We start from the raw sequence: 21,614 nt of genomic DNA, 5'->3' as shown, positions 1-21,614 counted from the left end.
GCCGGTCTATGACCGCCGCGACGCGAAAGCGCCGCGGCGAGGAGGCGCCCGATGACAGACAACCTGCACGAGGGACCCCTGTCCCCCGTCGCGCAGCCGGCGCCCCCCAAGAAGCTGACCCGGCGCGAGGAGCGGCGGCGGCGTCGTCAGCGGCGTCGGCGCGGCGAGGAGGTGCTTGCCTGGGTGCTCGTGCCGCTGATCTGCGTCGGCATCTACCTGGGCATCAGCGCCGGTTTCGACTTCTTCGGCACATCGCCCGGCCAGGTCTGGGACCAGCTGATGCAGGTCAAGGCCATGATGGAGAAGCGCTCGGGCAGCCCGGGGGCGCGCGGCTAGCGCACCGCTTTCGGTCCGCGCGCCGTGGACTGGAGCCTGGATGACTCCGAGCGGGTGCGCCATGAGACCGACCCGACGCACAGTCCTCACCTCCGCCCTCGTAGCGGCCCCGGCACTGCGCGCCTGGGCCCGCACCGGCCCGGTGGTCATCGTCGGTGCCGGGGCGGCGGGGCTGGCGGCGGCATCGGCGCTGCGGAGCGCCGGACGTAGCTTCATCCTGGTCGAGGCACGGGACCGTATCGGCGGACGCGCCTTCACCGACACGGCGCTCGGTGCGGCGTACCCGTTCGATGCCGGCGCCGAGTATATCCATTGGGCCGAGCGCAATCCCTGGGCGCCCATCGCCCGGGCCGCCAAGGCCCGCTTCGCCGGCGAGGAAGGCTGGGCGCGCAAGCTCGTGATCGACGGTCGCCCCGCCACCGAAGCCGAGATGGCGAACCGGCGTGCCGGCTTCTCGGGCCTCGACGCGCTCCTCGTTCCGAAGGCGGCCGACATCTCGTTGGCGGAAGCGGCCGGAATCGGCGGCCCGATGGCCGTGCAGGCCGCGGCCGGCCTCAGCCGGCTCTCGCTCGGCGAGGATCCCGAGCGCGTCTCGGCCATGGATTACGACCGGCTCTGGTCCGGCACAGACCTCTGGGTCGACGGCTACGGCGCCCTGGTGGCGCACCATTTCGCCGACCTGCCGGTGCGGCTCGGCTGCCCGGTTCACGCGATCGACTGGTCCGGACAGGACGTCCGCATCGAGACGGGGTGTGGCACCCTCACGGCAGCCGCGGTGATCGTGACGGTGCCGGTGGGCGTGCTGAAGGCCGGTCGCGTGGCCTTCACCCCGGCCCTGCCGGCCAGCACACAGGCGGCTCTCGATGGATTGCGCATGGGCGCCTACACCAAGATCGGCCTGCGCCTCGACCCGGCGAAGCTCGATCCGGCGACCGTGGGTGATGCGGTGTCGCTGGCAAAGGGCGGACCGACGATCTACTTCGAGATGAAGCCGTTCGGTCGGTCCTTGACGGTGGCCAATCTCGGGGGCGATCTCGCCCGCGACCTGTGCCGCGCCGGCGAGGCGGCGGCCGTGGCGCTGGCCACAGAGCGCCTGGTCGCGATCCTCGGCGCGGACGCCCGGGACGCGGTCGTGGCGGGGCGGCTCGCCGGCTGGTGGACGGATCCGTACGCCCTCGGATCGTACGCGATCGTCGCCCCCGGCCACGCGGAGGCCCGGGACCGCCTGCGTGACCCGGTGGGGGGACGCGTGTTCTTCGCCGGAGAGGCGCTGGCCGGCGGCGGGGCCATGACGGTGGGCGGGGCCACGCTGGACGGCGCGCGCGCCGCCCGCGACGTTCTGAAGGCGCTGTCGACCTGAGAGGGCGCGCGCGCCGTCTCTGCCCTGGAGGCCGGACGGGACCGCCCGGCCTCAGCCCGTCGCGGCGCGGCTCGAAAGCGGCACGACCGGTGCCGCGCGGGAGGACCGTCGCCGGATCGCCGCCACCGCGAGGTGTTCGGCGCGCCCCCGCAGGGCATGGGCACCGAGATCGTCCGCAATCAGGTCGTCGGGCAGTTCTCCGATCCGGTCGAGGAGATCGGCGGAAACCAGCACGTGCACCCCGAGGGTCTTCGACAGGGCCTCGAGCCGCGCGGTCGTGTTCACGACGTCGCCGAAATACGCGATCTTGTGCCGCTCCAGCCCGATCTCGGCGGTGACCACCGGGCCGCAATGCAGGGCGGCGCGGAATTGCGGGACTTGGCCGAAGCGGCTGCGCCAGCTTGCAGCCTCCGCGGCCAGACGCGCCTCGAAGTCGAAGACGCAGCGCAGGCAGGCCGCATCGCGCAACCCCCGGTCCAGCGGCCAAGTCACCAGCGCCAGATCGCCGATGTAATCGTCGATGGAGCCGCGGGCGCGCGACACCGGCAGCGCCAGGGCGTTGAACACTTGGCCGAGATAGGCCTGGGCCTCCCGGTCGCCGTAGCGGTCGGCGAAGTGCGTCGAGCCCATCACGTCGAGGAACAGGAAGATGCGCTCCTCGCTGATCGGCCGGTGATAGCGCCCGATCAGCAGGTTGGCGAACACGCCGGGACCGATCAGGTCGCGGACGCGGAACACGAACACCACGAGGGCCGAGATGCCGAGCGCGTAGAGGAGGCCTGTATCGGTCATCAGCATCGCGTTCCGCGCGCTGTACATGAAGCGGAACAGCTTGTTCAGAACGGTGCTGGCGACCGCATTCCCGATCACGATCAGCCCGATATAGAGGGCCACCGTGGCGATCAGGAACAGCGGCGTCGCGAGGGCGCGGATGCGGTCGCGCAGGCGCGGGGCCAGCAGCCTGCGCTCGTAGAGCAGGATCGGCATGCCGATGATCGCGCCGCGGATCGCCGCGCCGGTCAGGGGACCGACGTCGAAAAGCGTCCCGTAGAGCAGCCCCGCGAGCGCCCCCAATCCAGGCGCCACCAGGAGGAACCAGGGCGGCCCGATACGCATGGGGCGGCCCCGGCCTTGTCCTCAGTCCAGCCGGAGGGCGTGGACCGAGAAGAGCTGGTCCGGATCCGTCCAGACCTTCAGCCATGTCCAGCCGGCCCGCTCGGTGAGGGCGCGGAACGTGGCCACTGTGTACTTGTAGCTGCTTTCCGTGTGGATCGTCTCGCCTGCCGCAAAGGCGAAGGTGTCGCTGCCGACCCGCACGGCCTGCGCGTCACGGGCCACGAGGTGCATCTCGATCCGCGAGGCGTTGGGGTTGAACACCGCCCGGTGGCTGAACGCGTCCGGCTCGAAGCGGCCCGCGAGTTCCCGGTTGATCCGCGTCAGGAGGTTGAGGTTGAAGGCCGCCGTGACGCCCTGGGCGTCGTCGTAGGCATTCTCCAGAACCGCGGCATCCTTCACGAGGTCGACGCCGACGATCATGTGGGCGCCCGGGCCGAGGATCCGTCCGAAGCGGTGCAGCAAACCCTCGGCCTCGTGCGGATCGAAATTGCCGATGGTCGAGCCCGGGAAGAAGCCGGCCCGCGGGAGGCCGTCGAGACTGTCCGGCAGGTTGAAGTCCTGGGTGAAGTCAGCGACCACCGGTTCGACCCGCAGATGCGGAAAGTCGCCCCGGAGCCCCTCGGCCTGCGCCCGCAGGAACTCGCCCGAGACGTCCACGGGCACATAGGCCGCGAGCGTGTCGAGATGGCCGAGCAAGCGACGGAGCTTGACGGTCGAGCCGCTGCCGAACTCGACCAGCGCCGCATGCGCGGGCAGCAACGTCGCCATCTCCGGGCCGCTGGCCTCCAGGATGCCGATCTCCGTACGGGTCGGATAATATTCCGGAAGCTGGGTGATCTCTTCGAACAGAGCGGATCCGGCCGCGTCGTAGAAGTACTTCGGCGAGAGCGCCTTCTGGGGTTTCGACAGGCCCGTCCGGACGTCGTCGAGGAACGACAGGGGCGCCGCGTCCAGCGTGACCGGCGTCGCGTCGGGGAAGGTGGGCTTGATGGTCAAGGGCAGCTCCGGAGGGCGTCAGGCGGCATCGGCCAGGCGCAGGCCCGTGAATTGCCAGCGCTGGTGCGGATAGAAGAAATTGCGGTACGGCAGCCGGGCATGACCCTCGGGTGTCGCCACCGACGAGCCGCGCAGCACGAACTGGTTGGCCATGAACTTGCCGTTGTACTCGCCGAGGGCCCCCGGGAGCGGCCGGTAGCCCGGGTAGGGCATGTAGGCGCTGCGGGTCCATTGCCAGACGAGGCCGAAGGCGTCCGGCAGAGTATTGTCCCGGGCCGCGACCTCCCACTCGAACTCGGTCGGCAGGAACCGGCCGGCCCAGCGGGCATAGGCGTCGGCCTCGTAGTAGCTGATGTGGGTGACGGGCGCGTCGAGATCCACAGGCCGCTGGCCGCCGAGGGTCATGGTCGCCCACCCCTCCCCGTCCCGGCGCCAGTAGCCGGGCGCCTCCCAGCCCTCCGCCGGACCGGCATACCAGCCGTCCGAGAGCCACAGCTCGGGCTTGGCATAGCCGCCGTCCTCCATGAAGCCGAGCCACTGGCGGTTGGTCACCAGCGCCCGGTCGATGCGGCCGGCCGGGATCAGCGTCTCGTGGCGGGGGGATTCGTTGTCGAACGAGAACCCCTCTCCCGTGTGGCCGATCCAGGCGATCTCCCGGCGGAGCTCGACCTGACCGCGCTGCGCGGCTGCGTCCGGGAAGCGCCAGTCCGGATCGTAGGCGGGATTGAGCGGATTCTGCGCGAAGGCGTGGAGGATGTCGGTGAGGAGCAATTCCTGGTGCTGCTGCTCGTGATAGAGGCCGATCTCCAGGATCGGCAGCACCATCTCCAGGGCGCGATCGGAGGCTTGGCTCAGCAGGGTCTCGACGGCGCGGTCGACATGGGCCCGGTAAGCAGCGACCTCGGCCATGGTCGGGCGGGTGATCATGCCCCGCTGGATGCGCGGCTGCCGCGGGCCGGCCGCCACGTAGTACGAGTTGAAGAGGTAGTGTAGCCGCGCGTCGTAGATGGCGTAGCCCGGCAGATGCTCCCGCAGCAGGAACTGCTCGAAGAACCACGTGACATGCGCCCGGTGCCACTTGGTCGGGCTCGCATCCGCCATGGACTGGACCTGCTGGTCCTCGGGCGAGAGCGGTGCGGCGCGGCGCTCGGTCTCGTTCCGGACCTGCCGGAAGGCCGCGATCCACGCGGCGCGATCGATCGGTCGTGCGGTGACGGGCGGCGGCGGAAAGTCCGGTGCCCGGGGGTCGTGCGTCTCGTCCGGACGCAGTGCGGCCGTCGCTGCCATGACGATGATCCCCTTAATCCTGCCGCACCGAGAACCATTTCCTCGATTCCGGGCCGGCCGGCAGAAGATATGTCCCGGTTGTGGTCCGACAACCTCTCCGACGAGCATCGGCTCGGCGCAGCCGGTCTGGGGGCACTTCGCCGCGGACGCGTGGCGGTTAACGGAACGGGTTGGGGATCGCGGATCTTTCTCTCGCCGCAGTGAGATCGCCTTAACCCTCACGGCCGAGATTTTGGGACGCTCTTCGAGGAGTCCGGGTTCTCATGCGGATCGATCTGATGGCCGGGGCCAGCCTGTCCGCCGCGGCGCTGCGCAGTGCCGCCGAGCCGACCATCCTGGTCTTCGATTCCGGGCTCGGCGGCCTCACCGTCCTCGACGCCGTGCGGCGCGCCCGCCCGGATGCCCGTTACGTCTATGTCGGCGACGATGCCGCCTTCCCCTATGGCCGGCTCGGGGAGGCGCCCCTCGTCGCCCGCGTCCTCACCGTGATGGAGCGGCTCGTCGCGACCCACAGGCCTGATCTCGTCGTGATCGCCTGCAACACCGCCTCGACGCTGGTGCTTCCGGCGCTCCGGCAGCGCTTCACGACGCCCTTCGTGGGCGTGGTGCCGCCGATCAAGCCCGCGGCCGAGGTGACGCGCTCCCGGATGATAACCCTGCTGGCGACGCCCGGCACGGTGGCGCGCTCCTACACGAGCGACCTGATCGCGACCTATGCCGGCGCCTGCGCGGTCACGCGGATCGGCTCGCAGAATCTCGCCGGCTACGCGGAAGCCGAGCTCGCCGGCGCGCCGGTGGACGATGCCGCCCTCGCCGCGGAGATCGCCCCCTGCTTCGTCACCGAGGCGGACGGCCGGCGCACCGACGTGATCTGCCTCGCCTGCACCCACTATCCCCTGCTGCTTCCGCGCCTGCAGGCCGTGGCGCCCTGGCCGGTGACTTGGATCGACCCGGCCCCCGCCATCGCCCGGCGCGTCGTGCAGCTGATCGGCCCGCTCCCGCGCGAGGCGGACCGGCACGGCTCCGCGCTCGGCGCCTTCACGGCCGGAAGCTGCCTGACCGACGCCCTGCGCACAGCCCTCGCGGCCCGCGGAATCGGTGAGGTCGGCGTGGAGTCGATCCCGTTGCCGATGCAGTAGACGGGCGCGGCGATCCCGGGCGCCACAACGGGCGCCTGAGCCCTGGGATGCGCATCCGCCCGCCCGCTCGCGTGAGCGCCGCCGGGCCCGGCCCTCAGTGCCGTGTCCGGCCCACGCGCCCCTCAGGAGGCGCTGAGGCCGGCGGCACGCGGCATGGTCGTCGACGGGGCTGCGGACGCATCGGCTTCGGTCGGAACGATCAGGTGGACGAACAGCATGCCGGCGGCGACGATCAGCGCGAGGGCGATGATCCGCCAGAGTTCGAGGATCGGCTCCTGAGCGGGCGCATCCTGGTGCGGCCTGTTGGTTTCGCTCGGCATCGCTTCCGCTTCTCCGCCTCTGACCATCCGGATCGGACACCCGGAGGATGAACGCCCCGTAAACTCCGCCCTCGATCGCCTCGTCCGATCCGTTGCCGAAGGCCGGGGCCGGCTGCGTCAGCCGGGTCCGGTCCGGGGCGCGGGTCAGAATCGTCTTCGCCGTGAAGACGATGATGGTGCGTTCGACCGGAAAGCGGATGATCGCCGTGTCGCACCGGAATGGGGCGACAGGTGGACGGCCGCGGCGCATGCGCGGTGCGTCACCGCACAGACGGAGGAGCCGGTCCGTCGGCCGCAGCGCGCCGACGGCGCCGGCACGTTCAGAGACGATTTGGGCCAATGGCGGGCTTCGATCAGATGTCGAAAGCTGAATACAGCTCGATACTGGGCGTTGATCGCATTCGAGAGTATGGTTTAGCTTGATTCGTGATCGCCCGCGGATCCGAGCGGCCTGCGGCGGGGCTCCGCTCCGGGAGTGCCTGATGTTCGAGAGCATGTTTTGGGGCGCGGCGCTCGTCGCGCTGATCGGGTCGGCCGCGATCGTGGCGATCGGGGCGAGCTTCCAGCCGGGCCTTAGCCGGAGGAACGAGGTGGATCCGCGCGTGCCGGATCCGCGCCGGACCTTCGGACGCAAGCGCCGGTGGCGGCGTCCGCCGCGGGTGGCACGGCGCATCGGGCCGCTCCCGATGCGGTGAGGGCCGCTGCACCAAAGACGTACATCTCCCGGCGACCATGCGCATGATAAACTCTGATGGACTGCGGGATCGCAGTGTTCACGCCGCGCGGGAGGGTTGGGGACTGATGAGCGTGCGTCAGATTTGTGATCAGGTTCGGATTGCCGAGCAGGCCTTCACTGCCGCCCTCGGCAACATGAAGGACGCGGGCCTGCGCGAGGCGCTGAGCCGCGAGCTTCAGGAAATGGAGAGCGCCGAGATCGAGGCCGGACAGGACGCAGCCTTGGCGCGGTCGGCCTCCTGGAAGCGGGTGAAGATGCTGCATGGCCTCGGTTACCCGGTGGATTTCGGCTGGCTTCACGCCTCCACGGGACAAGCCTGCTGAGCCGCGCGGCCGGAGGGCGATCAGCAACGGTCGATTGTATCCCGGCCGCCGGATCGGCCGGCGCTTTCGCCCGTTGTGCCTGCCGGGCGTTTTCGCGCCCGGCGGATACCGCCGACCTCTCGACCCGGACACGACATGCTGGCTTGGTTTCGTGCCCTGATGCCGCGAGAGGACCGGTTCTTCGACCTGTTCGAGCGTCATGCCGCGACGCTCACGGACGGCGCCGCAGCGCTTCGGTCGCTCCTCGACGGCACGCAAGCCGTACCGGCGGCCTACGCGGCGATCGCGGCTCATGAGGATGCCGCGGACGCGATCACCCGGGAGGCGCTTCTGGCGGTCCGCCGGACCTTCATCACACCCTTCGACCGCAGCGATATTCAGGCCCTGGTCGGGTCCCTCGACGACGCCATCGACCAGATGCTCAAGACCGCCAAGGCGGTCCAGCTCTTCGAGGTGACCACCTTCGAGCCGGCCATGCGCGAGATGGGGGCGGTCATTCAGGAGGCCGCGCAGGTCACCGCCGAGGCCCTGCCGAAGCTGCGGGCGCTCGGCGAGAATGCCACTGCGCTGAACGGCCTGACCGAGCGCGTCATCGAGCTGGAGGGGCGCGCCGACGACCTGCACAATGACGGGTTGAAGGCCCTGTTCAAGGCGTCGGGACAGGACCCCATGGCCTTCATCGTCGGGTCGGAACTCTACGGCCACCTGGAGAAGGTCATGGATCGGTTCGAGGACGTGGCGAACCAGATCAGCAGCATCGTCGTCGAACACGTTTAAGCTGCAGGCCGCCGCGTGACATTCCTCATCGTCCTCATTGCCCTCGCGCTGGTCTTCGATTTCCTGAACGGGTTGCACGATGCCGCGAATTCCATCGCCACCATCGTGTCGACGCGGGTGCTGGCGCCCCGCTACGCCGTGTTCTGGGCGGCGTTCTTCAACTTCGTGGCCTTCCTGGTGTTCGGGCTCCACGTCGCCGGAACCGTGGGTTCGGGCATCATCGACGTCGCGGCGGTGGACGACCGGGTGATTCTCGGCGCGCTCGGCGGGGCGATCAGCTGGAACCTGATCACGTGGTATGCCGGCATCCCGTCCTCGAGCTCGCACGCCCTGATCGGCGGCCTGCTCGGCGCCGGCATCGCCAAGGCGGGGATGGGCGTGATCGTCTGGCCCGGCGTGATCGCCACCAGCGCCGCCATCGTCCTGTCGCCGGCCCTCGGCTTCGCCCTCGGCCTGGTGCTGATGCTGGCGGTCTCGTGGATCTTCATCCGCTCGACGCCGCACGCGGTGGACGGGCTGTTCCGAGGCCTGCAATTCGTCTCGGCCTCGCTCTACTCCCTCGGCCACGGCGGCAACGACGCCCAGAAGACCATGGGCATCATCGCCGCCCTGCTCTACGCCCACGGCGAGAGCGGGGCCTTTCATGTGCCGCTCTGGGTCGTGCTGTCCTGTCAGGGCGCCATGGCGCTCGGCACCCTTCTGGGCGGCTGGCGCATCGTCCACACGATGGGCTCGAAGATCACGCGCCTGACGCCCCTGCAGGGCTTCTGCGCCGAGACCGGAGGCGCCGCGACCCTGTTCGCCGCAACGGCCTTCGGCATCCCGGTCTCGACCACCCACACGATCACCGGCGCCATCGTCGGCGTCGGGGCTGCGCGCCGGGTCTCGGCGGTCCGCTGGAACGTGGCGCAGGGCATCGTGATCGCCTGGGTGATCACGATGCCGGCCGCGGCCCTGGTCGCGGCCCTGACCTACGCGGCATCGGGCCTCGTGCTGCCGTAGGACGGCCCGCGAACCGGTCGCGGCCCCGCGACGGGCGGGGCCGGATCCGGCGCGGGGTCACCAGCGGTGATGCCAGCCGCCGTGATGCCAGCCGCCATGCCAGCCACCGCGCCAGCCACCATGCCAGCCGCCATGCCAGCCGACACGGCGGAAGCCGCCCCAGCGGGAGCCACCGTGCCATGCGAACCGGCGGTGCCAGCCGTAGCGGTAGCCGTAATGCCACCGGTAGCCGACGCGCCGATAGGCCGGGACGTAGACCACCGGACCGTAGCCGAGATTCGGCCGGCACCAGCCGTAGATGTTGCGGTGAAAACCGGGCCCGCAGCCGTCGCGCGCCTCGGCGCTCGAACCGGCCATCAGGACTCCCGCGGCGAGCGCCACGGGCATGACGAGGGTACGGATCATGACTCACTCCATGGGCGTCCGGCCGCAAGGCCGGACGAGGGACAGGGTGCGATCAGGCGATGCGGCGGCTCAGTTCGGCCAGCAGCGGCGGCCGTAGGGACCGATGTGGAAACCGGCCGGGCAGGAGCGGCCGCGGACATAGCCGCCCCATTGCCCGCCGGTCCGGCAGCCGCCGTAGGGGCCGCGATGCCCGTAGGGGCCGCAGCCGCCGTAGACCTGGATGATCCGGGCGCCGTCGAAGCCGGTGGCGACCGCGTCCTGGACCAGGGGCAGCGCCGAGGCGGGCACCGCGAGGCTGGCCAGGAAGGCGGCCGGGGCGAGGCTCTTCAACATCGATGATCTCCTTCTGCTCGATCGGGCTGGCGCGGCCTCACGGCCGACGGCCCGCGCCGGGGCGGGGTATTGGCCGCGGCGTATGAGCGAAGGTTCGTCCCTGCGCGCTTCCCGGATGTGACCGGGATGCGCCGTCCTGTAACGTTGTGTAACCGCCGGTTGCGCGGCCGTTGCCGCGGGCCGCTCAGGACAGGCCCGGCAGGGTCACGACGAGGCGTGCGCCGCCGTTGGCGCCGGCTTCCGCCACCACCGTGCCGCCATGGGCCTCCGCGATCTGGCGGCTGATGGCGAGACCGAGGCCTGTCCCGCCGGTCTGCCGGCTCCGCGACCGCTCGACCCGGTAATAGGGGCTGAACACCGCCGTCCGCTCCGCCTCGGGGATGCCCGGCCCGTCATCCTCGACAACGATCCGGCAGACCGTCCCGGCCCGGCTCACCGCCACCGACACCGACGAGCGCCCGAACTTGACGGCGTTCCCGATCAGGTTGGCCACGACGCGGCGCAGGGCGACCGCGTCGCCGGCCACCGTGGCGTCCCGCACCTCCTCGCCGGTCAGGCTGATGGGCGCGCCCTGGGCCGCGTGCTCGGCGACCTCGACGGCGACGAGATCGGCGAGATCCACCGGCGCGCGGGTCGCCTCGACGGCGGTGCCCCGGGCAAATCCCAGGGACGCCTCGATCAGCGCGGTCATGGCGTCGAGATCGGCCACCAGCTTCTCCCGGAGCGCCGGCTCGGCCACCGCCTCGGCGCGCAGGCGCAGCCGCGTCAGGTAGGTCTTGAGGTCGTGCGAGATGGCTCCGATCAGCAAGGAGCGCTCGGCCATGAGGCCGGCGATCCGCTCCTGCATGCCCTGCACCGCCTGGGCGAGACGCCGGATCTCGGGGGCGCCCGTGGGCGCGCTCATCCGTTCCGGGGCGCGGCCGTCGAAGCGGGAGACCGCGTCCGTCAGGCGCCGCAGCGGCGCGAGCTCGTGCCGCGTGCCGACCAGGACGAGACCGGCCGCCGCCGCGCCCAGCACCGCGACCCAGAGGCTCAGGGGCTGGCCGAACAGCCACGGCATGAGCGAGCGGCGGCGTTCGGTGGCATGGATCACCGCGTAGCGGCCATCGGGCAACCGATAGGTCGCCATCGCGAGGCGCCCGATCGGTCCGGCCCGCTCTGCCTTGTCGATATCGGCCGGATCGACGCCGCGGCGCAGCAGGGCGGTGTCGGTATAGGCCTGGACGCGGTCGGCGGATTCGGCCGTCATCCGGCGCAGACGGGCTTCGAGGCGGGGCTCGCGGATCAGGTCGGCCCGGTCGGGTTGCGCATCGACGATCTCCGTTTGCAGCGCTTCGCCGCTCACGGCCTTCAGGATGGCCGGCCTCTGGGCCGGATCGGCGTCGCGCAGCAACGTCATGATGCCGGCGGCCTGATCGACGCGCGGAAACCGCGTGGCGTAGGGCCAACGCTCCTGTCGGCGCTGCCAGTGATCGAGGGCCACCGTGGCGAGGACGAGCAGGGAGAGCGCGCCCAGCAGGAGCAGCATGATGCGTCCGAGGAGGCCGACGCGGCCCATCACGGCGTTCCGGAGCGGACCGGGGCGGCCAGGATGTAGCCGGCGTTGCGCACGGTCTTGAGGAGGGCCGCGGCCTGGCTGCCGGCGGCGTCGAGCTTGTGCCGCAGGCGGCTGACCTGAACGTCGATGGTCCGGTCGAAGGCATCGGCGGTTCGGCCGCGGGTCCAGTCGAGAAGCTGGTCGCGCGAGAGCACCCGCTGCGGCCGGGTGACGAAGCAGTGCAGCAGGTCGTACTCGGCGCTGGTCAGAGGGACCTCGGAGGCCGGGTCGCCGATCATCACCGTGCGGGCCGCGAGATCGACGATGAGGTCGGCGACGCTCAGCCGCTCGGGCGCGGCCTCGGGGGCCGGGGCGCCGGCGCCGTTGGCCCGGCGCAGGACGGCGCGGATCCGGGCGAGCAGGACCCGTGGGTTGAACGGTTTCGAGACGTAGTCGTCGGCGCCCATCTCCAGGCCGAGGACCCGGTCGATATCCTCGTCCTTCGCGGTCAGCATGACGATGGGCGGGCCATCCGCCTCGCGCAGGCGGCGGCAGATGGACAGGCCGTCCTCGCCCGGCAGCATCCAGTCGAGGACGATGAGGTCCGGCGCGGGGCCAGATGCGAGCAGCCGGTCGAGTGCGGTGCCGCCGTCGAGGGCGACGGCGCGAAACCCCTCGCCCTCCAGGTAGCCGGCGAGGAGGGCGCGGATGTCGGGATCGTCCTCGACGATGGCGATGGTGGTGCCCTCGTGCATGGGCCGAGCATAGGCGCGGCCGGCGGGACGGCAACGCGAAACTGCACGGTGTCACAAAACGTTACATGGGCCGTCGGGAGCGGCCGGGGCGTTCCAGGCGTTGCCCGTCGGGCGCTGGACGCGACCGGTGCGGCCACCGCGCGTGTGGGCGCGTCGCGAGGATGCGACGGGCCCGGCGGATCGCCGAACTGCGATCCCTCGTCTCGACGGGATCGGAAGCGGCGCCAGATCTCCCCGATACGCTCGGAGATCCCTCATGAAGACCTACACCATCGCCGCCATTCCTGCGGACGGCATCGGCGTGGAGGTCATCGCCGCCGGCATCGCGGTGCTCGACACCCTCGCCGAGAAGGCCGGAACGTTCCGGTTCCGCTTCGACCACTTCGATTGGGGCTCGGACTATTACAAGACGCACGGCGTGATGATGCCGGCCGACGGCCGCGCACAGATCCGGAACCACGACGCGATCTTCTTCGGCGCTGTGGGCGCGCCGGACGTGCCCGATCACATCAGCCTGTGGGGGCTGCGCCTCGCGATCTGCCAGCCCTTCGACCAGTACGCCAATGTCCGCCCGACCCGGATCCTTCCGGGCATCACCAGCCCGCTGCGTCACGTCTCGGGGCCGGAGCTCGACTGGGTGATCGTTCGGGAGAACTCGGAGGGCGAGTATGCGGGCGTCGGCGGCCGGGTCCACCAGGGCCATCCCAACGAGGTCGCCACCGATGTCTCGATGATGACCCGCTCGGGCGTCGACCGGATCATCCGCTACGCCTTCGAACTCGCCCGCTCCCGCCCGCGCAAGCGGCTCACGGTGGTCACCAAGTCCAACGCCCAGCGCCACGCCATGGTGATGTGGGACGAGATCGCCGCCGAGGTTGCCCGGGACTTTCCCGACATCACCTGGGACAAGATGCTGGTCGACGCCATGACGATGCGCATGGTGATGAAGCCTGAGACCCTCGACACGATCGTGGCGACGAACCTGCACGCCGACATCCTATCGGACCTCGCGGCGGCGCTCGCCGGGTCCCTCGGCATCGCGCCGACCGCCAACATCAACCCGGAGCGCACTTTCCCGTCCATGTTCGAGCCGATCCACGGCTCGGCCTTCGACATCGCCGGCCAGGGAATCGCCAATCCGGTCGCGACCTTCTGGACGGCGTGTCAGATGCTGGAGCACCTCGGCGAGAAGCCGGCGGCCGAGCGGCTGATGCGTGCGGTGGAGCGCGTCACCGCGGATCCGAGCCTGCACACCCCCGATCTGGGTGGACGGGCGACGACGCGACAGGTCACCGACGCGGTCATCGCGGCGATCCGGGGCGACAACGCCTGAGGGGTGCCGGGCCGGATCGCCGCGTTCCGCGTCGCGCCTGCGGGGACGATCCGGCGGCACATCGTCGATCCGCGATGCAGTGCGATGGTCCGGGCGGGCGGCGGCGCGCCCGCTACGGGATCGGGGTCGCGAGATCCGGGCTCGGGGTGCCGCAGGCCCGGCAGAAGCGCTCGAAGGTGCTCTTGCGATGCGTGCAGGACGGGCACTGTGCGAAGATGCCGAGCCCGCAATGGGGGCAATAATTCGTGCTCGCATCGTCGAGGGCGAGCGGCCGCTCGCAGCCGGGGCAGACCTTCTTGGCGAGACGGGCCAGGGCTTGGTCGGTGGCGATCTCGGTCCGCCGCTCGGCGTCCGGTCGCGCCTCCACGACGGCCTGTCGCGCGCGGTAGGCGTGCAGGGCATTGATCGCAGCGCGGCCCGCGACCAGGGTCACGATCACGCCGACGCCGTACTGCACGTAGCCGCCGTAGCTCGGCATGTACGGCACGAGTTCGACGAAGAAGGCGAAGGCCGCCGCCAGGGCGAAGCCCCAGACGAACGGCCAGTTGCGGGTATGCCGCCGTTTGAGCAGGAGCCATCCGGCCAGGGCCAGCAGCGGCAGCGTCAGGGCGAGCCGGTAGGCGAAGACGCGCAACTCCTGGCCGCGCTCGGCCGCGTCGAGCTGCTTCTGCGCCGCCGCGCGCAGCTCGTCGTCCATCCGCAGCCGCGTCGCCTCCCGCTCGGACTGGTCGAGTCCCGCCTGCGCCCGGGCCGCGAGGCGCTCCTCGATGGTGCGCTCGGCGGCCTTGAGGGCGTCGAGTTGCTGCGTGCGCGCGATCAGGCCGGGATCCTGGTCGACCCGCTGCGTGGCGTCCCGGGTCTTCAGCCAGTTGGCGAAGGTCTCGCGCGCCCCCTCCGAGGCGGACTGGGCGGCCTCGAGGGCGAGCCGATCCTGCTCGACCTGCCGCCGGTTGTCGTCCTGCTCCCGACGGATCTGCGTCAGGGCCTCGGCCGAGGCTCTGGCCTGATCGGTATCGAGGAACTGCTCGAGGGTATAGCGGTGCTCGACCTGCGGCAGATCGCCGACGACCAGCGATCCCAGCCCGATGAGAAACCACGCGAAGACCACCGCGACGAGCCAGAGCGCCAGCGTGAACCAGCGTTCGGAGAGTCTTGAACCGGACCGCACGCGAATCGCCCTCGCCGAAAACCCAAGCGGGGCTTTATAGCGTGCGGCGGCCGGCGGGATATGCGGGCGGGACGCTCGGGATCGGCAGACCTCAGAAACAACAAAGCCCGCCCATGCGTCGGCGGGCTGCTGTCAGGCATTTGGTGCCCAGGAAAGAAGTGAAATAACTGAGTAAAAACAAGGTTCATGTGGCTTGTTGCGATAGAAGCCTAGCCTTTGAGGCGCAAACTTTTTCGTCGAACTGTCCCGTGCCGACTTCGGCGGATTGGCCGGGATGCTTCATCGGTAACCGGTTCGGTGAAGGGCGGCTTTCGACCCAACCGGCCGCGCAGGCTCCTGCGACGCCGACCTGAAAGCGGACCGCGGCTTGTCCAAGAATGAAGGATTCGCCGATTGCGGCCCAATCGCTCCCGGACATCAATTTGGAAAAACTGACTTTACCACGTTACCTGTCGCGAAATATTAGAAGAAATTCTTTCAGTATGCGGATCGGATCCGACGCGGGAAATATTGCCTGTCAGGAATTTCTTCGACCGCGATGCTGGATCGAGCGACGAGAGTTTTAAAGTTCAGAATCGATCCAAATTTGAAACACTCTAAACGTGTGATTTTTGACACATTCTCGGATTGCTAAGCACTTCAATCCAAGATCAACATCGCGGAGCCTGCTCTCGATGCGTCTCTGCGTGATCTATGGTCAACCGCTCCTCGCTCCTAAGCCTTCTCGTCGCGTCGACCGCGATCACCAACGCTGCAGTGGCGCAAGATGCCGCCGTACAGCTCAACGAGATTTCGGTAGAGGCTGCCCGCCCGGCTACCGTCAACGCGGCAGGTGCCGGGCTTGGCGGTGCTAACGTCAGCGGCGGTGACGGCAACAGTGCGGCCACCAGTGGCGGCGGTGGTGGACCGTCCGGTGTGAGTGGCTACGTCGCTCGCGTAAGCCCCACCGCCACCAAGACCAACACGCCGTTGATCGAGACGCCGCAATCTGTCTCGGTGGTGACCCGCGAGCAGCTCAACGACCGGAACGTGCAGGATCTCAATCAGGCGCTGTCCTACGTGCCGGGCGTTTCCGCCAACGTGTTCGGCTTCGACCCGCGCAACGACGCCTTCTACGTGCGCGGCTTTGCGGAGTATTACGATGGCGTCTATCGCGACGGCTTGCGCCAGCCGGGCGTCGGTCTGATCATACCGCGCACCGAGCCCTACGGATACGAGGCGCTGACCATCCTGCGCGGGCCGGCCTCCGGCCTCTACGGCCTGGGCTCCCCCGGCGGCATCGTCGACATCACCTCGAAGCGCCCTGTCTTCGTCCCCTTCGGCGAGGTCTGGTTCCAGGGCGGCAACTTCGACCGCTACCAGGGCAATTTCGACGTCGGCGGCCCGGTCGAGGGCTCGAATGGCACCATGGCTTACCGGTTGACCGGCATCGTGCGCCAGTCCGACACCTTCCTGCCCGGCGCCGTCGACGACCGCCAGATGATCGCGCCTTCATTCACGTGGCGCCCCGACTCCGACACGAGCTTCACCCTGCTCAGCGAGTACCTGCACACCAATCTTCCCGGCACCGCGTTCTTCTACAACGAGCCGGGCTTCAAGGTGACGCGGCTCTACGGCGGCGATGCGGGGTTCAACAAGACGAGCCAGCAGCAGTACCGCATCGGCTACGCCTTCGAGCACAAATTCTCGCCCGATCTGATCTTTCGACAGAATTTCCGGTATCAGGATGCGGCGGTCAGCTTTCCGTTCACCGCCTTCACCGGCGTGACTGGATTGACGGCACAACGCTATGCCGGCCTATACAAGGACAAGATCAAATCCGCCGTCGTCGACACCCAGCTTGAGGGTCACTTCTGGACGGGCCCGGTCGCCCACACGGTGATCGGTGGCGTCGACTACGCCCATTACGACTATGATCGCCGCTACGGCTTGAACTTCAACGTGCCCGACCTCAACCTTGCGGGCGTGACCGATTTTTCGAACTTCCGCTACCGGACGTTCATTGCACGCCCGCCACTGACGAGCGGTTCTGGCCAGAGCCAGGACCAGATCGGTGTCTACCTGCAGGAGCAGGCGAAATGGGACCGCTTCGTCCTGACGCTGACGGGGCGGCACGACTGGGTCTTCCAGAGCACGTCGAGCTTCACGAACCTCGTGCCCGGCACGCCGCGGGACCAGAATGACGGAGCCTTCACCGGCCGGGTCGGCCTCAACTACCTCCTGACACCCGCCTTCGTGCCCTACGCGAGCTACGCCACGACTTTCACGCCGCAGGTCGGTGTCGATTCCAATGGCCGCCCCTTCAAGCCCGCTACCGGTGACCAGATCGAGGCCGGCGTGAAGGTCGCGATCCCCAACACCAACATCACCGGATCGTTCGCCGGCTTCGACATCGTCCAGACCTCGATCCTGCGCCAGGACCCGACCAACATCGCCAATCAGGTCGCCACCGGCTCGGTCGAATCCAAGGGCTTCGAGGCCGAAATGACAGCGAGCTTCGCGCCGGGCACCAACCTGACGCTGGCTTACACGCATCTCGACGTGCGCTTCCTGCGCCAGACCTCGCTGGTCACGGGACAGCCGATCGACGGCAACAGCCTGTCTGGCATCCCGGGCAACACCTTCACAGCCTTCGCGACTTACCTGTTCCCGCCGGGCTCGATACTCTCCGGCCTTCAGGTCGGCGGCGGCGTCCGCTTCGCCGGCACCAGCTACGCCGATGACGAGAACACGGTGCGCAACCCGACCGTGACGCTGTTCGACGCGGTGCTCGCCTACGATTTCGCGGCGCTCGACCCGAAGTACAAAGGCTTCCGCGCGCAGATCAACGCACAGAACATCTTCGACCGCGACTACACGAACTGCCAGGCCGGCTTCTGCTATCGCGGTGCGCCCGCGACGGTGATCGGCAGCTTGATCTACCGATGGTAGAGCTGCATTGCACTGGCGTGCAACCTTCGTCACGGGCGCGCGATGATTAGCATCTCGCTCGGCGCGGCCCGGCGTCTCCGCGCATTCCGGCTATGGTCGCTGATCCATACATGGACAAGCCTCGTCAGCATGGCGTTCCTGTTGCTGCTGTGCCTGACCGGATTGCCGTTGATCTTCCACCATGAGCTCAACCATGCCCTCGGCTACGAGGCCGCGGTGCCGGACCTGGCTCCGGGAACTCCGTTCGTCCCGCTCGATCGGATCGCCGCCGCAGCGATCGCGCACAAGCCCGGCGAGATCCTGCAATTCCTCTACTTCGACCCTGACGAGACGAACACCGTTCTCGCCGGCTTGAGTAAGACCCTCAAGACGGCCCCGAGCGACAGCTTCGTCGTTCTCGACAGGCGCACGGCGCAGGTTCTAGCCGACGACAAGCCCGGCGCCGGGCCGATCGGCTTCCTGCTTCAGCTGCATACCGACATGTTTCTCGGTCTGCCCGGCAAGCTGTTCCTCGGGGCAATGGGTCTCGTGTTTGCCGCTGCGATCATCTCCGGGATCGTGCTCTACGGGCCTTTCATGAAGAAGCTCGACTTCGGTACGGTCCGGCGAAAGCGGTCAAGTCGGATCAAGTGGCTCGATTGGCATAATCTGATTGGTATCTCGACGCTGGCCTGGGTCCTCGTCGTTGGCACGACCGGTACGGTCAACACCTGGGCCGACCTGATGCTCAAGATGTGGCAGGGCGGCCAGCTCGCCGAGATGACGGCTCCCTATCGCGACGTGCCGCGCCCCCTGACGCTCGTCTCCCTCGATGCCGCGATGTCGACGGCGCGGACCGCGGCCGGGACGATGACGCCTCGGCTGGTCGCCTTCCCGGGTACGGGCTTCAGCAGCAACAATCACTACGCCGTGTTCATGGCCGGGAGCACGCCGCTGACCGCGCGTCTGCTCATGCCGGCGCTGATTGATGCCGGGACCGGACAGCTCACGGACATGCGCGCGATGCCTTGGTATATCCAGGCGCTATTCCTGTCCCAGCCCCTGCACTTCGGCGATTATGGTGGCCTGCCGCTCAAAATCATATGGGCGGTGCTGGACGTGGCGACGATCGTCGTCCTCGCCTCGGGTGTCTATCTCTGGCTCGTTCGCAGGCGCTCGGCGCTGCCTCGCCTGACGGCGAGCCGGACGCTCACGACGGCGGAGCCGGGTGAATGACGGCCACGAGAGGTGCCCCACATCGCATTTGGCCGATCCCGGCGATGATCGCGGCCGGGACGCTGATCAGCCTCGTCGGTGCGCTCGTCGCGGACGGCATCTGGGACCGGCTTGCTGCGCTCCTTCTGCTCGTCATGTCCCTCTACGTGCTCGCTGCGGGGCTGCGCTTGCGTGAGAACGGACGTTAGCTGCCAGCAATCGTGAACGGCAAAGTCTGCCATGCGAGAGATCAATCCGACACCGACCTACCAAGAGGCTATGCGCCTCATACGTCTCAGGAGGCGGGCGAAACGGCAAGGCCTCAAGCTGACGCGGTCGCGCTGGCACCAGCCGTATATCCGGAACCGCGGCGGCTTCGCCCTGCTCAACAGTCAAAATGAAATCATCGCTGGCGACGACTACAGCTTGGACTTAGACGCAGCGGAAAATCTTCTGTCCACCATGATCAACCACGGCGCAATCGCGCTCCCACAACAGACTCGAAAATCTGGGCCACGCGGTGTCGAGGAGGCCGAAGCTGGAGGCGCCGTCTTTCAACGCATATCGTGGAGTTGGGCGGAGGGTACTGCTGGTCGTTTGTCGCGCTCGACGTCTGCTGCCGAGAATTGACCGAGGTGCCTCGGATTATCGAGAGGGGCGCAAGTCCGCCGACCACCCCAATCTCCGCACGTCCGTTTTTGCGGCAGCAGTTCTGGTCAGCGGACAGGCGGGAAACCAACCCAGGCGGCCTTCCCGCTTTCGACCCCTGCCGGTCATACGGAAGGTCGCCAACGCAACCCGAAAGCAGTCATCTGCGAGCCACCCTCAGGGTCGTTTGAGAGCGGAGACGAAGGATGATTCAGGCCAGGGGAGATGGCCCCTGTGGAAGCGCAATAGTCGAAGTTGCTTCGGCAATCTGCTCCGGGCCTCCCTCGGGCGGCCAGACAGCGGCACCATAAGCCCAAGAGCGTAACTCGGTCCGTTCCTTCAAGCTTGTGAAGCCCCAAATGTGTGTGATCCGCGGTGCTCCATCGAGAGCGTACATGTTCGCGACGAGATGCTCGGTATATTCACGTGCGGGTGCGATAGCCGCTTCCCAACCCGCGAGCGTTGGCGGCAGCCCGCCGGGCTTCAGGCGGTAGGTCCGGAACTCGTACACCCCGCCACGGTCCCCGGTCCGGATCGGCGGCAGAAAGGCGAACGGCGCATAGCTGTCCATTTCCAGCGCCGTCACCACGCTCCCCGCATTGAACGGGTTAGCACTCAGAAGCGCCCGGCGGCGCTCGGCGGTCATATCTTCCGGTGCCTCGAACCCGCGCAGCACGATCAGGCGACCGAGTGTCCCTATCTCGGTCCGCCAGCAGCCGAACAGTTCACCCTTGGCCTCCGCGTCGTTCACCCAGTCATAAACCCCGTCGGATGCTCGATCGACTGCGAGCAACGGGCACGAAAGGGTAGCGAGTTCGTAGAGCATGGGGACCTCGGCGTTGCACCTTCAAACCGAGAGAGCGCCGTTCGTTTCAATGGGTCTGATCTGCACCTGCCACGGGTCGGAAGCGCGAAAAGCGCCATGGCTGCCGGGCAAGATCTTTGATTTCTGCCTGTACGCTCACGCTGGCAGGGTTGCCGTCTGATGTGCCACCGGCTCCAGATCCTGATTGCATTGACCCTCTTCGCTTTTCCAGTTCAGGCCGCCGGCCCTGGACGGCAGGCGACCGGCACCTTCGAGCGCAAGGAAGATGGATACGAGCAGGGCGTCGTTGTGAAGGCGTCCGGTGCGTCCGGCTATGTCGCCGAGTTCTCGGTCGGGTCCAGAGGCTGCGGTGGTGGTGTGACCATGAAGGGCCGATCGACCGGGCCTCGTACGATCCTCTTCAGCAAGACCGAGAACGGGCAGACTTGCCGGATCATGGCCCGTTACAGCCCCGACCTTCGATCGGTCGCTCTGGAGGAGGACGGCTGCCTGGCGTGGCACGGCGCCTCGTGTGAATTCCAGGGCACGCTGACGCGCAAGGGTCGATAACGGGCTCCGAAATCGTCACGCCGCCCCGTGTGGCGCGGGCGCCATCGACGGGAATTGGCCGCTCGGCCCCGCCCCGAGCTGCTCACGGGGCGGGGGAACGCCTGATCTCACCAACGTCTGGGCCGGGCCGATACTTAAGGTGGCTCGGGCTCAGGAAGTCCGCGGCGGTCACCGGGCCATACCGGCCGGGCTTAGGATGGTACCGCGCCGGGTATCGGGACACGAAGCAGCCCAGCGCGGCGGCGGCGAGGCTGAAGATTGGTCCGGGAAGAGGCGGGCAGAGCGTCGCAAGCGGTGGGCTCATTGCCTCACGGACGGCGCAGGCGGGGCCGCAAAACGCGACGTCGTTCATCATCGAGTCTGGGCGACCGCACCTTATTGACATCAGCACCGACACAGACCGCGCGCAAATCAGATATCGAATACGGAGTCGGAGCCAATCCGCGCTCGGTTTATTGACCTGCGGAGTGATGGCCTATATTTGCGGATCGCAACGGGATGGAGTCATTGAGCCCGAGTACGATTGAGGGGGTGGAACGTGCG

At 68.4% G+C, this 21,614-nt stretch carries 23 protein-coding genes; 13 read left to right on the top strand and 10 right to left on the bottom strand.

Features of this window, described 5'->3' with window-relative positions; all coding sequences use genetic code 11:
- The first annotated feature begins 51 nt into the window (after positions 1–51).
- A complete protein-coding gene (locus MCBMB27_RS01565) occupies positions 52–336 on the top strand; it encodes a hypothetical protein (RefSeq protein WP_043350748.1) in 285 nt (94 codons plus the stop codon).
- 61 nt (positions 337–397) lie between these two features.
- A complete protein-coding gene (locus MCBMB27_RS01560) occupies positions 398–1,696 on the top strand; it encodes a flavin monoamine oxidase family protein (protein WP_075379709.1) in 1,299 nt (432 codons plus the stop codon).
- Between the two features lie 51 nt (positions 1,697–1,747).
- Here MCBMB27_RS01560 and MCBMB27_RS01555 read toward each other — a convergent pair whose 3' ends face one another.
- The 3 genes from MCBMB27_RS01555 to egtB are packed head-to-tail and all read right to left on the bottom strand — an operon-like array spanning position 1,748 to position 5,095.
- The gene (locus MCBMB27_RS01555) at positions 1,748–2,812 is read right to left on the bottom strand and encodes an adenylate/guanylate cyclase domain-containing protein (protein WP_075379708.1); all 1,065 of its coding nucleotides are present in this window, start codon (positions 2,810–2,812) and stop codon (positions 1,748–1,750) included.
- A 21-nt stretch (positions 2,813–2,833) separates the two neighbouring features.
- The gene (gene egtD, locus MCBMB27_RS01550) at positions 2,834–3,808 is read right to left on the bottom strand and encodes an L-histidine N(alpha)-methyltransferase (protein ID WP_075379707.1); all 975 of its coding nucleotides are present in this window, start codon (positions 3,806–3,808) and stop codon (positions 2,834–2,836) included.
- Between the two features lie 18 nt (positions 3,809–3,826).
- Positions 3,827–5,095: an ergothioneine biosynthesis protein EgtB gene (egtB, locus tag MCBMB27_RS01545; RefSeq protein WP_075379706.1), complete on the bottom strand. Its 1,269-nt coding sequence runs from the start codon at positions 5,093–5,095 to the stop codon at positions 3,827–3,829.
- Positions 5,096–5,358: 263 nt separating this feature from the next.
- Between egtB and murI the strand changes: the two genes are divergently transcribed.
- A complete protein-coding gene (murI, locus tag MCBMB27_RS01540) occupies positions 5,359–6,234 on the top strand; it encodes a glutamate racemase (protein WP_043388640.1) in 876 nt (291 codons plus the stop codon).
- Between the two features lie 122 nt (positions 6,235–6,356).
- Here the strand turns inward: murI and MCBMB27_RS01535 are convergent, their stop codons facing one another.
- Entirely contained in the window at positions 6,357–6,554 is a 198-nt protein-coding gene (locus MCBMB27_RS01535; RefSeq protein WP_043350768.1) for a hypothetical protein, read from the bottom strand.
- Between the two features lie 482 nt (positions 6,555–7,036).
- Here MCBMB27_RS01535 and MCBMB27_RS01530 point away from each other — a divergent pair, with 482 nt between their 5' ends.
- The 4 genes from MCBMB27_RS01530 to MCBMB27_RS01515 all read left to right on the top strand — a co-directional run bounded on the left by MCBMB27_RS01530 (position 7,037) and on the right by MCBMB27_RS01515 (position 9,392).
- Positions 7,037–7,249 carry a hypothetical protein gene (locus tag MCBMB27_RS01530; RefSeq protein WP_043350771.1) on the top strand — a complete coding sequence of 71 codons (213 nt, stop codon included), beginning with the start codon at positions 7,037–7,039 and terminating at the stop codon, positions 7,247–7,249.
- A 106-nt stretch (positions 7,250–7,355) separates the two neighbouring features.
- Positions 7,356–7,613 (top strand): hypothetical protein, encoded by a 258-nt coding sequence (locus tag MCBMB27_RS01525; protein ID WP_043350773.1) that lies wholly within the window; start codon positions 7,356–7,358, stop codon positions 7,611–7,613.
- A 135-nt stretch (positions 7,614–7,748) separates the two neighbouring features.
- A complete protein-coding gene (locus MCBMB27_RS01520) occupies positions 7,749–8,390 on the top strand; it encodes a DUF47 domain-containing protein (protein WP_053610957.1) in 642 nt (213 codons plus the stop codon).
- Positions 8,391–8,405: 15 nt separating this feature from the next.
- Positions 8,406–9,392, top strand: a complete 987-nt coding sequence (locus MCBMB27_RS01515) for an inorganic phosphate transporter (RefSeq protein ID WP_043350779.1) — start codon at positions 8,406–8,408, stop codon at positions 9,390–9,392.
- Between the two features lie 57 nt (positions 9,393–9,449).
- Here MCBMB27_RS01515 and MCBMB27_RS01510 read toward each other — a convergent pair whose 3' ends face one another.
- The 4 genes from MCBMB27_RS01510 to MCBMB27_RS01495 all read right to left on the bottom strand — a co-directional run bounded on the left by MCBMB27_RS01510 (position 9,450) and on the right by MCBMB27_RS01495 (position 12,422).
- Entirely contained in the window at positions 9,450–9,797 is a 348-nt protein-coding gene (locus MCBMB27_RS01510; protein WP_075379705.1) for a GCG_CRPN prefix-to-repeats domain-containing protein, read from the bottom strand.
- A 69-nt stretch (positions 9,798–9,866) separates the two neighbouring features.
- Positions 9,867–10,130: a GCG_CRPN prefix-to-repeats domain-containing protein gene (locus tag MCBMB27_RS01505; protein WP_053610959.1), complete on the bottom strand. Its 264-nt coding sequence runs from the start codon at positions 10,128–10,130 to the stop codon at positions 9,867–9,869.
- A gap of 184 nt (positions 10,131–10,314) precedes the next feature.
- Entirely contained in the window at positions 10,315–11,688 is a 1,374-nt protein-coding gene (locus MCBMB27_RS01500; protein WP_075379704.1) for a sensor histidine kinase, read from the bottom strand.
- Positions 11,688–12,422 carry a response regulator gene (locus MCBMB27_RS01495; RefSeq protein WP_043388629.1) on the bottom strand — a complete coding sequence of 245 codons (735 nt, stop codon included), beginning with the start codon at positions 12,420–12,422 and terminating at the stop codon, positions 11,688–11,690. Before MCBMB27_RS01495 ends, MCBMB27_RS01500 begins: the two co-directional genes overlap by 1 nt.
- Before the next feature lie 256 nt (positions 12,423–12,678).
- On the opposite strand from MCBMB27_RS01495, the gene MCBMB27_RS01490 reads away from it, so the two are divergent.
- Positions 12,679–13,755 carry a tartrate dehydrogenase gene (locus MCBMB27_RS01490; protein WP_075379703.1) on the top strand — a complete coding sequence of 359 codons (1,077 nt, stop codon included), beginning with the start codon at positions 12,679–12,681 and terminating at the stop codon, positions 13,753–13,755.
- Positions 13,756–13,867: 112 nt separating this feature from the next.
- On the opposite strand, the gene MCBMB27_RS01485 is transcribed toward MCBMB27_RS01490, so the two are convergent.
- The gene (locus MCBMB27_RS01485) at positions 13,868–14,923 is read right to left on the bottom strand and encodes a zinc ribbon domain-containing protein (protein WP_075379702.1); all 1,056 of its coding nucleotides are present in this window, start codon (positions 14,921–14,923) and stop codon (positions 13,868–13,870) included.
- A gap of 693 nt (positions 14,924–15,616) precedes the next feature.
- Between MCBMB27_RS01485 and MCBMB27_RS01480 the strand changes: the two genes are divergently transcribed.
- The 4 genes from MCBMB27_RS01480 to MCBMB27_RS29355 all read left to right on the top strand — a co-directional run bounded on the left by MCBMB27_RS01480 (position 15,617) and on the right by MCBMB27_RS29355 (position 19,678).
- On the top strand, positions 15,617–17,854 hold the full coding sequence (locus MCBMB27_RS01480) for a TonB-dependent siderophore receptor (RefSeq protein ID WP_075379701.1): 2,238 nt from the start codon (positions 15,617–15,619) through the stop codon (positions 17,852–17,854).
- A gap of 129 nt (positions 17,855–17,983) precedes the next feature.
- The gene (locus tag MCBMB27_RS01475; protein ID WP_236952862.1) at positions 17,984–19,069 is read left to right on the top strand and encodes a PepSY-associated TM helix domain-containing protein; all 1,086 of its coding nucleotides are present in this window, start codon (positions 17,984–17,986) and stop codon (positions 19,067–19,069) included.
- Positions 19,066–19,257, top strand: a complete 192-nt coding sequence (locus MCBMB27_RS29360) for a hypothetical protein (protein ID WP_139231584.1) — start codon at positions 19,066–19,068, stop codon at positions 19,255–19,257. The genes MCBMB27_RS01475 and MCBMB27_RS29360 overlap by 4 nt, the downstream gene beginning before the upstream one ends.
- A 31-nt stretch (positions 19,258–19,288) precedes the next feature.
- Positions 19,289–19,678: a hypothetical protein gene (locus MCBMB27_RS29355; protein WP_139231583.1), complete on the top strand. Its 390-nt coding sequence runs from the start codon at positions 19,289–19,291 to the stop codon at positions 19,676–19,678.
- 229 nt (positions 19,679–19,907) lie between these two features.
- Here MCBMB27_RS29355 and MCBMB27_RS01470 read toward each other — a convergent pair whose 3' ends face one another.
- Positions 19,908–20,522 (bottom strand): NIPSNAP family protein, encoded by a 615-nt coding sequence (locus MCBMB27_RS01470; RefSeq protein WP_075379699.1) that lies wholly within the window; start codon positions 20,520–20,522, stop codon positions 19,908–19,910.
- Positions 20,523–20,681: 159 nt separating this feature from the next.
- On the opposite strand from MCBMB27_RS01470, the gene MCBMB27_RS01465 reads away from it, so the two are divergent.
- Complete coding sequence (locus MCBMB27_RS01465; RefSeq protein ID WP_043388622.1) at positions 20,682–21,071, top strand: hypothetical protein; 390 nt, start codon at positions 20,682–20,684, stop codon at positions 21,069–21,071.
- Positions 21,072–21,614: the final 543 nt, after the last annotated feature.

Source organism: Methylobacterium phyllosphaerae, from assembly GCF_001936175.1.
Lineage (GTDB): Bacteria > Pseudomonadota > Alphaproteobacteria > Rhizobiales > Beijerinckiaceae > Methylobacterium > Methylobacterium fujisawaense.
The sequence above is the reverse complement of the archived record's forward strand: the minus strand, read 5'-3'. Positions and strand labels throughout refer to the sequence as shown.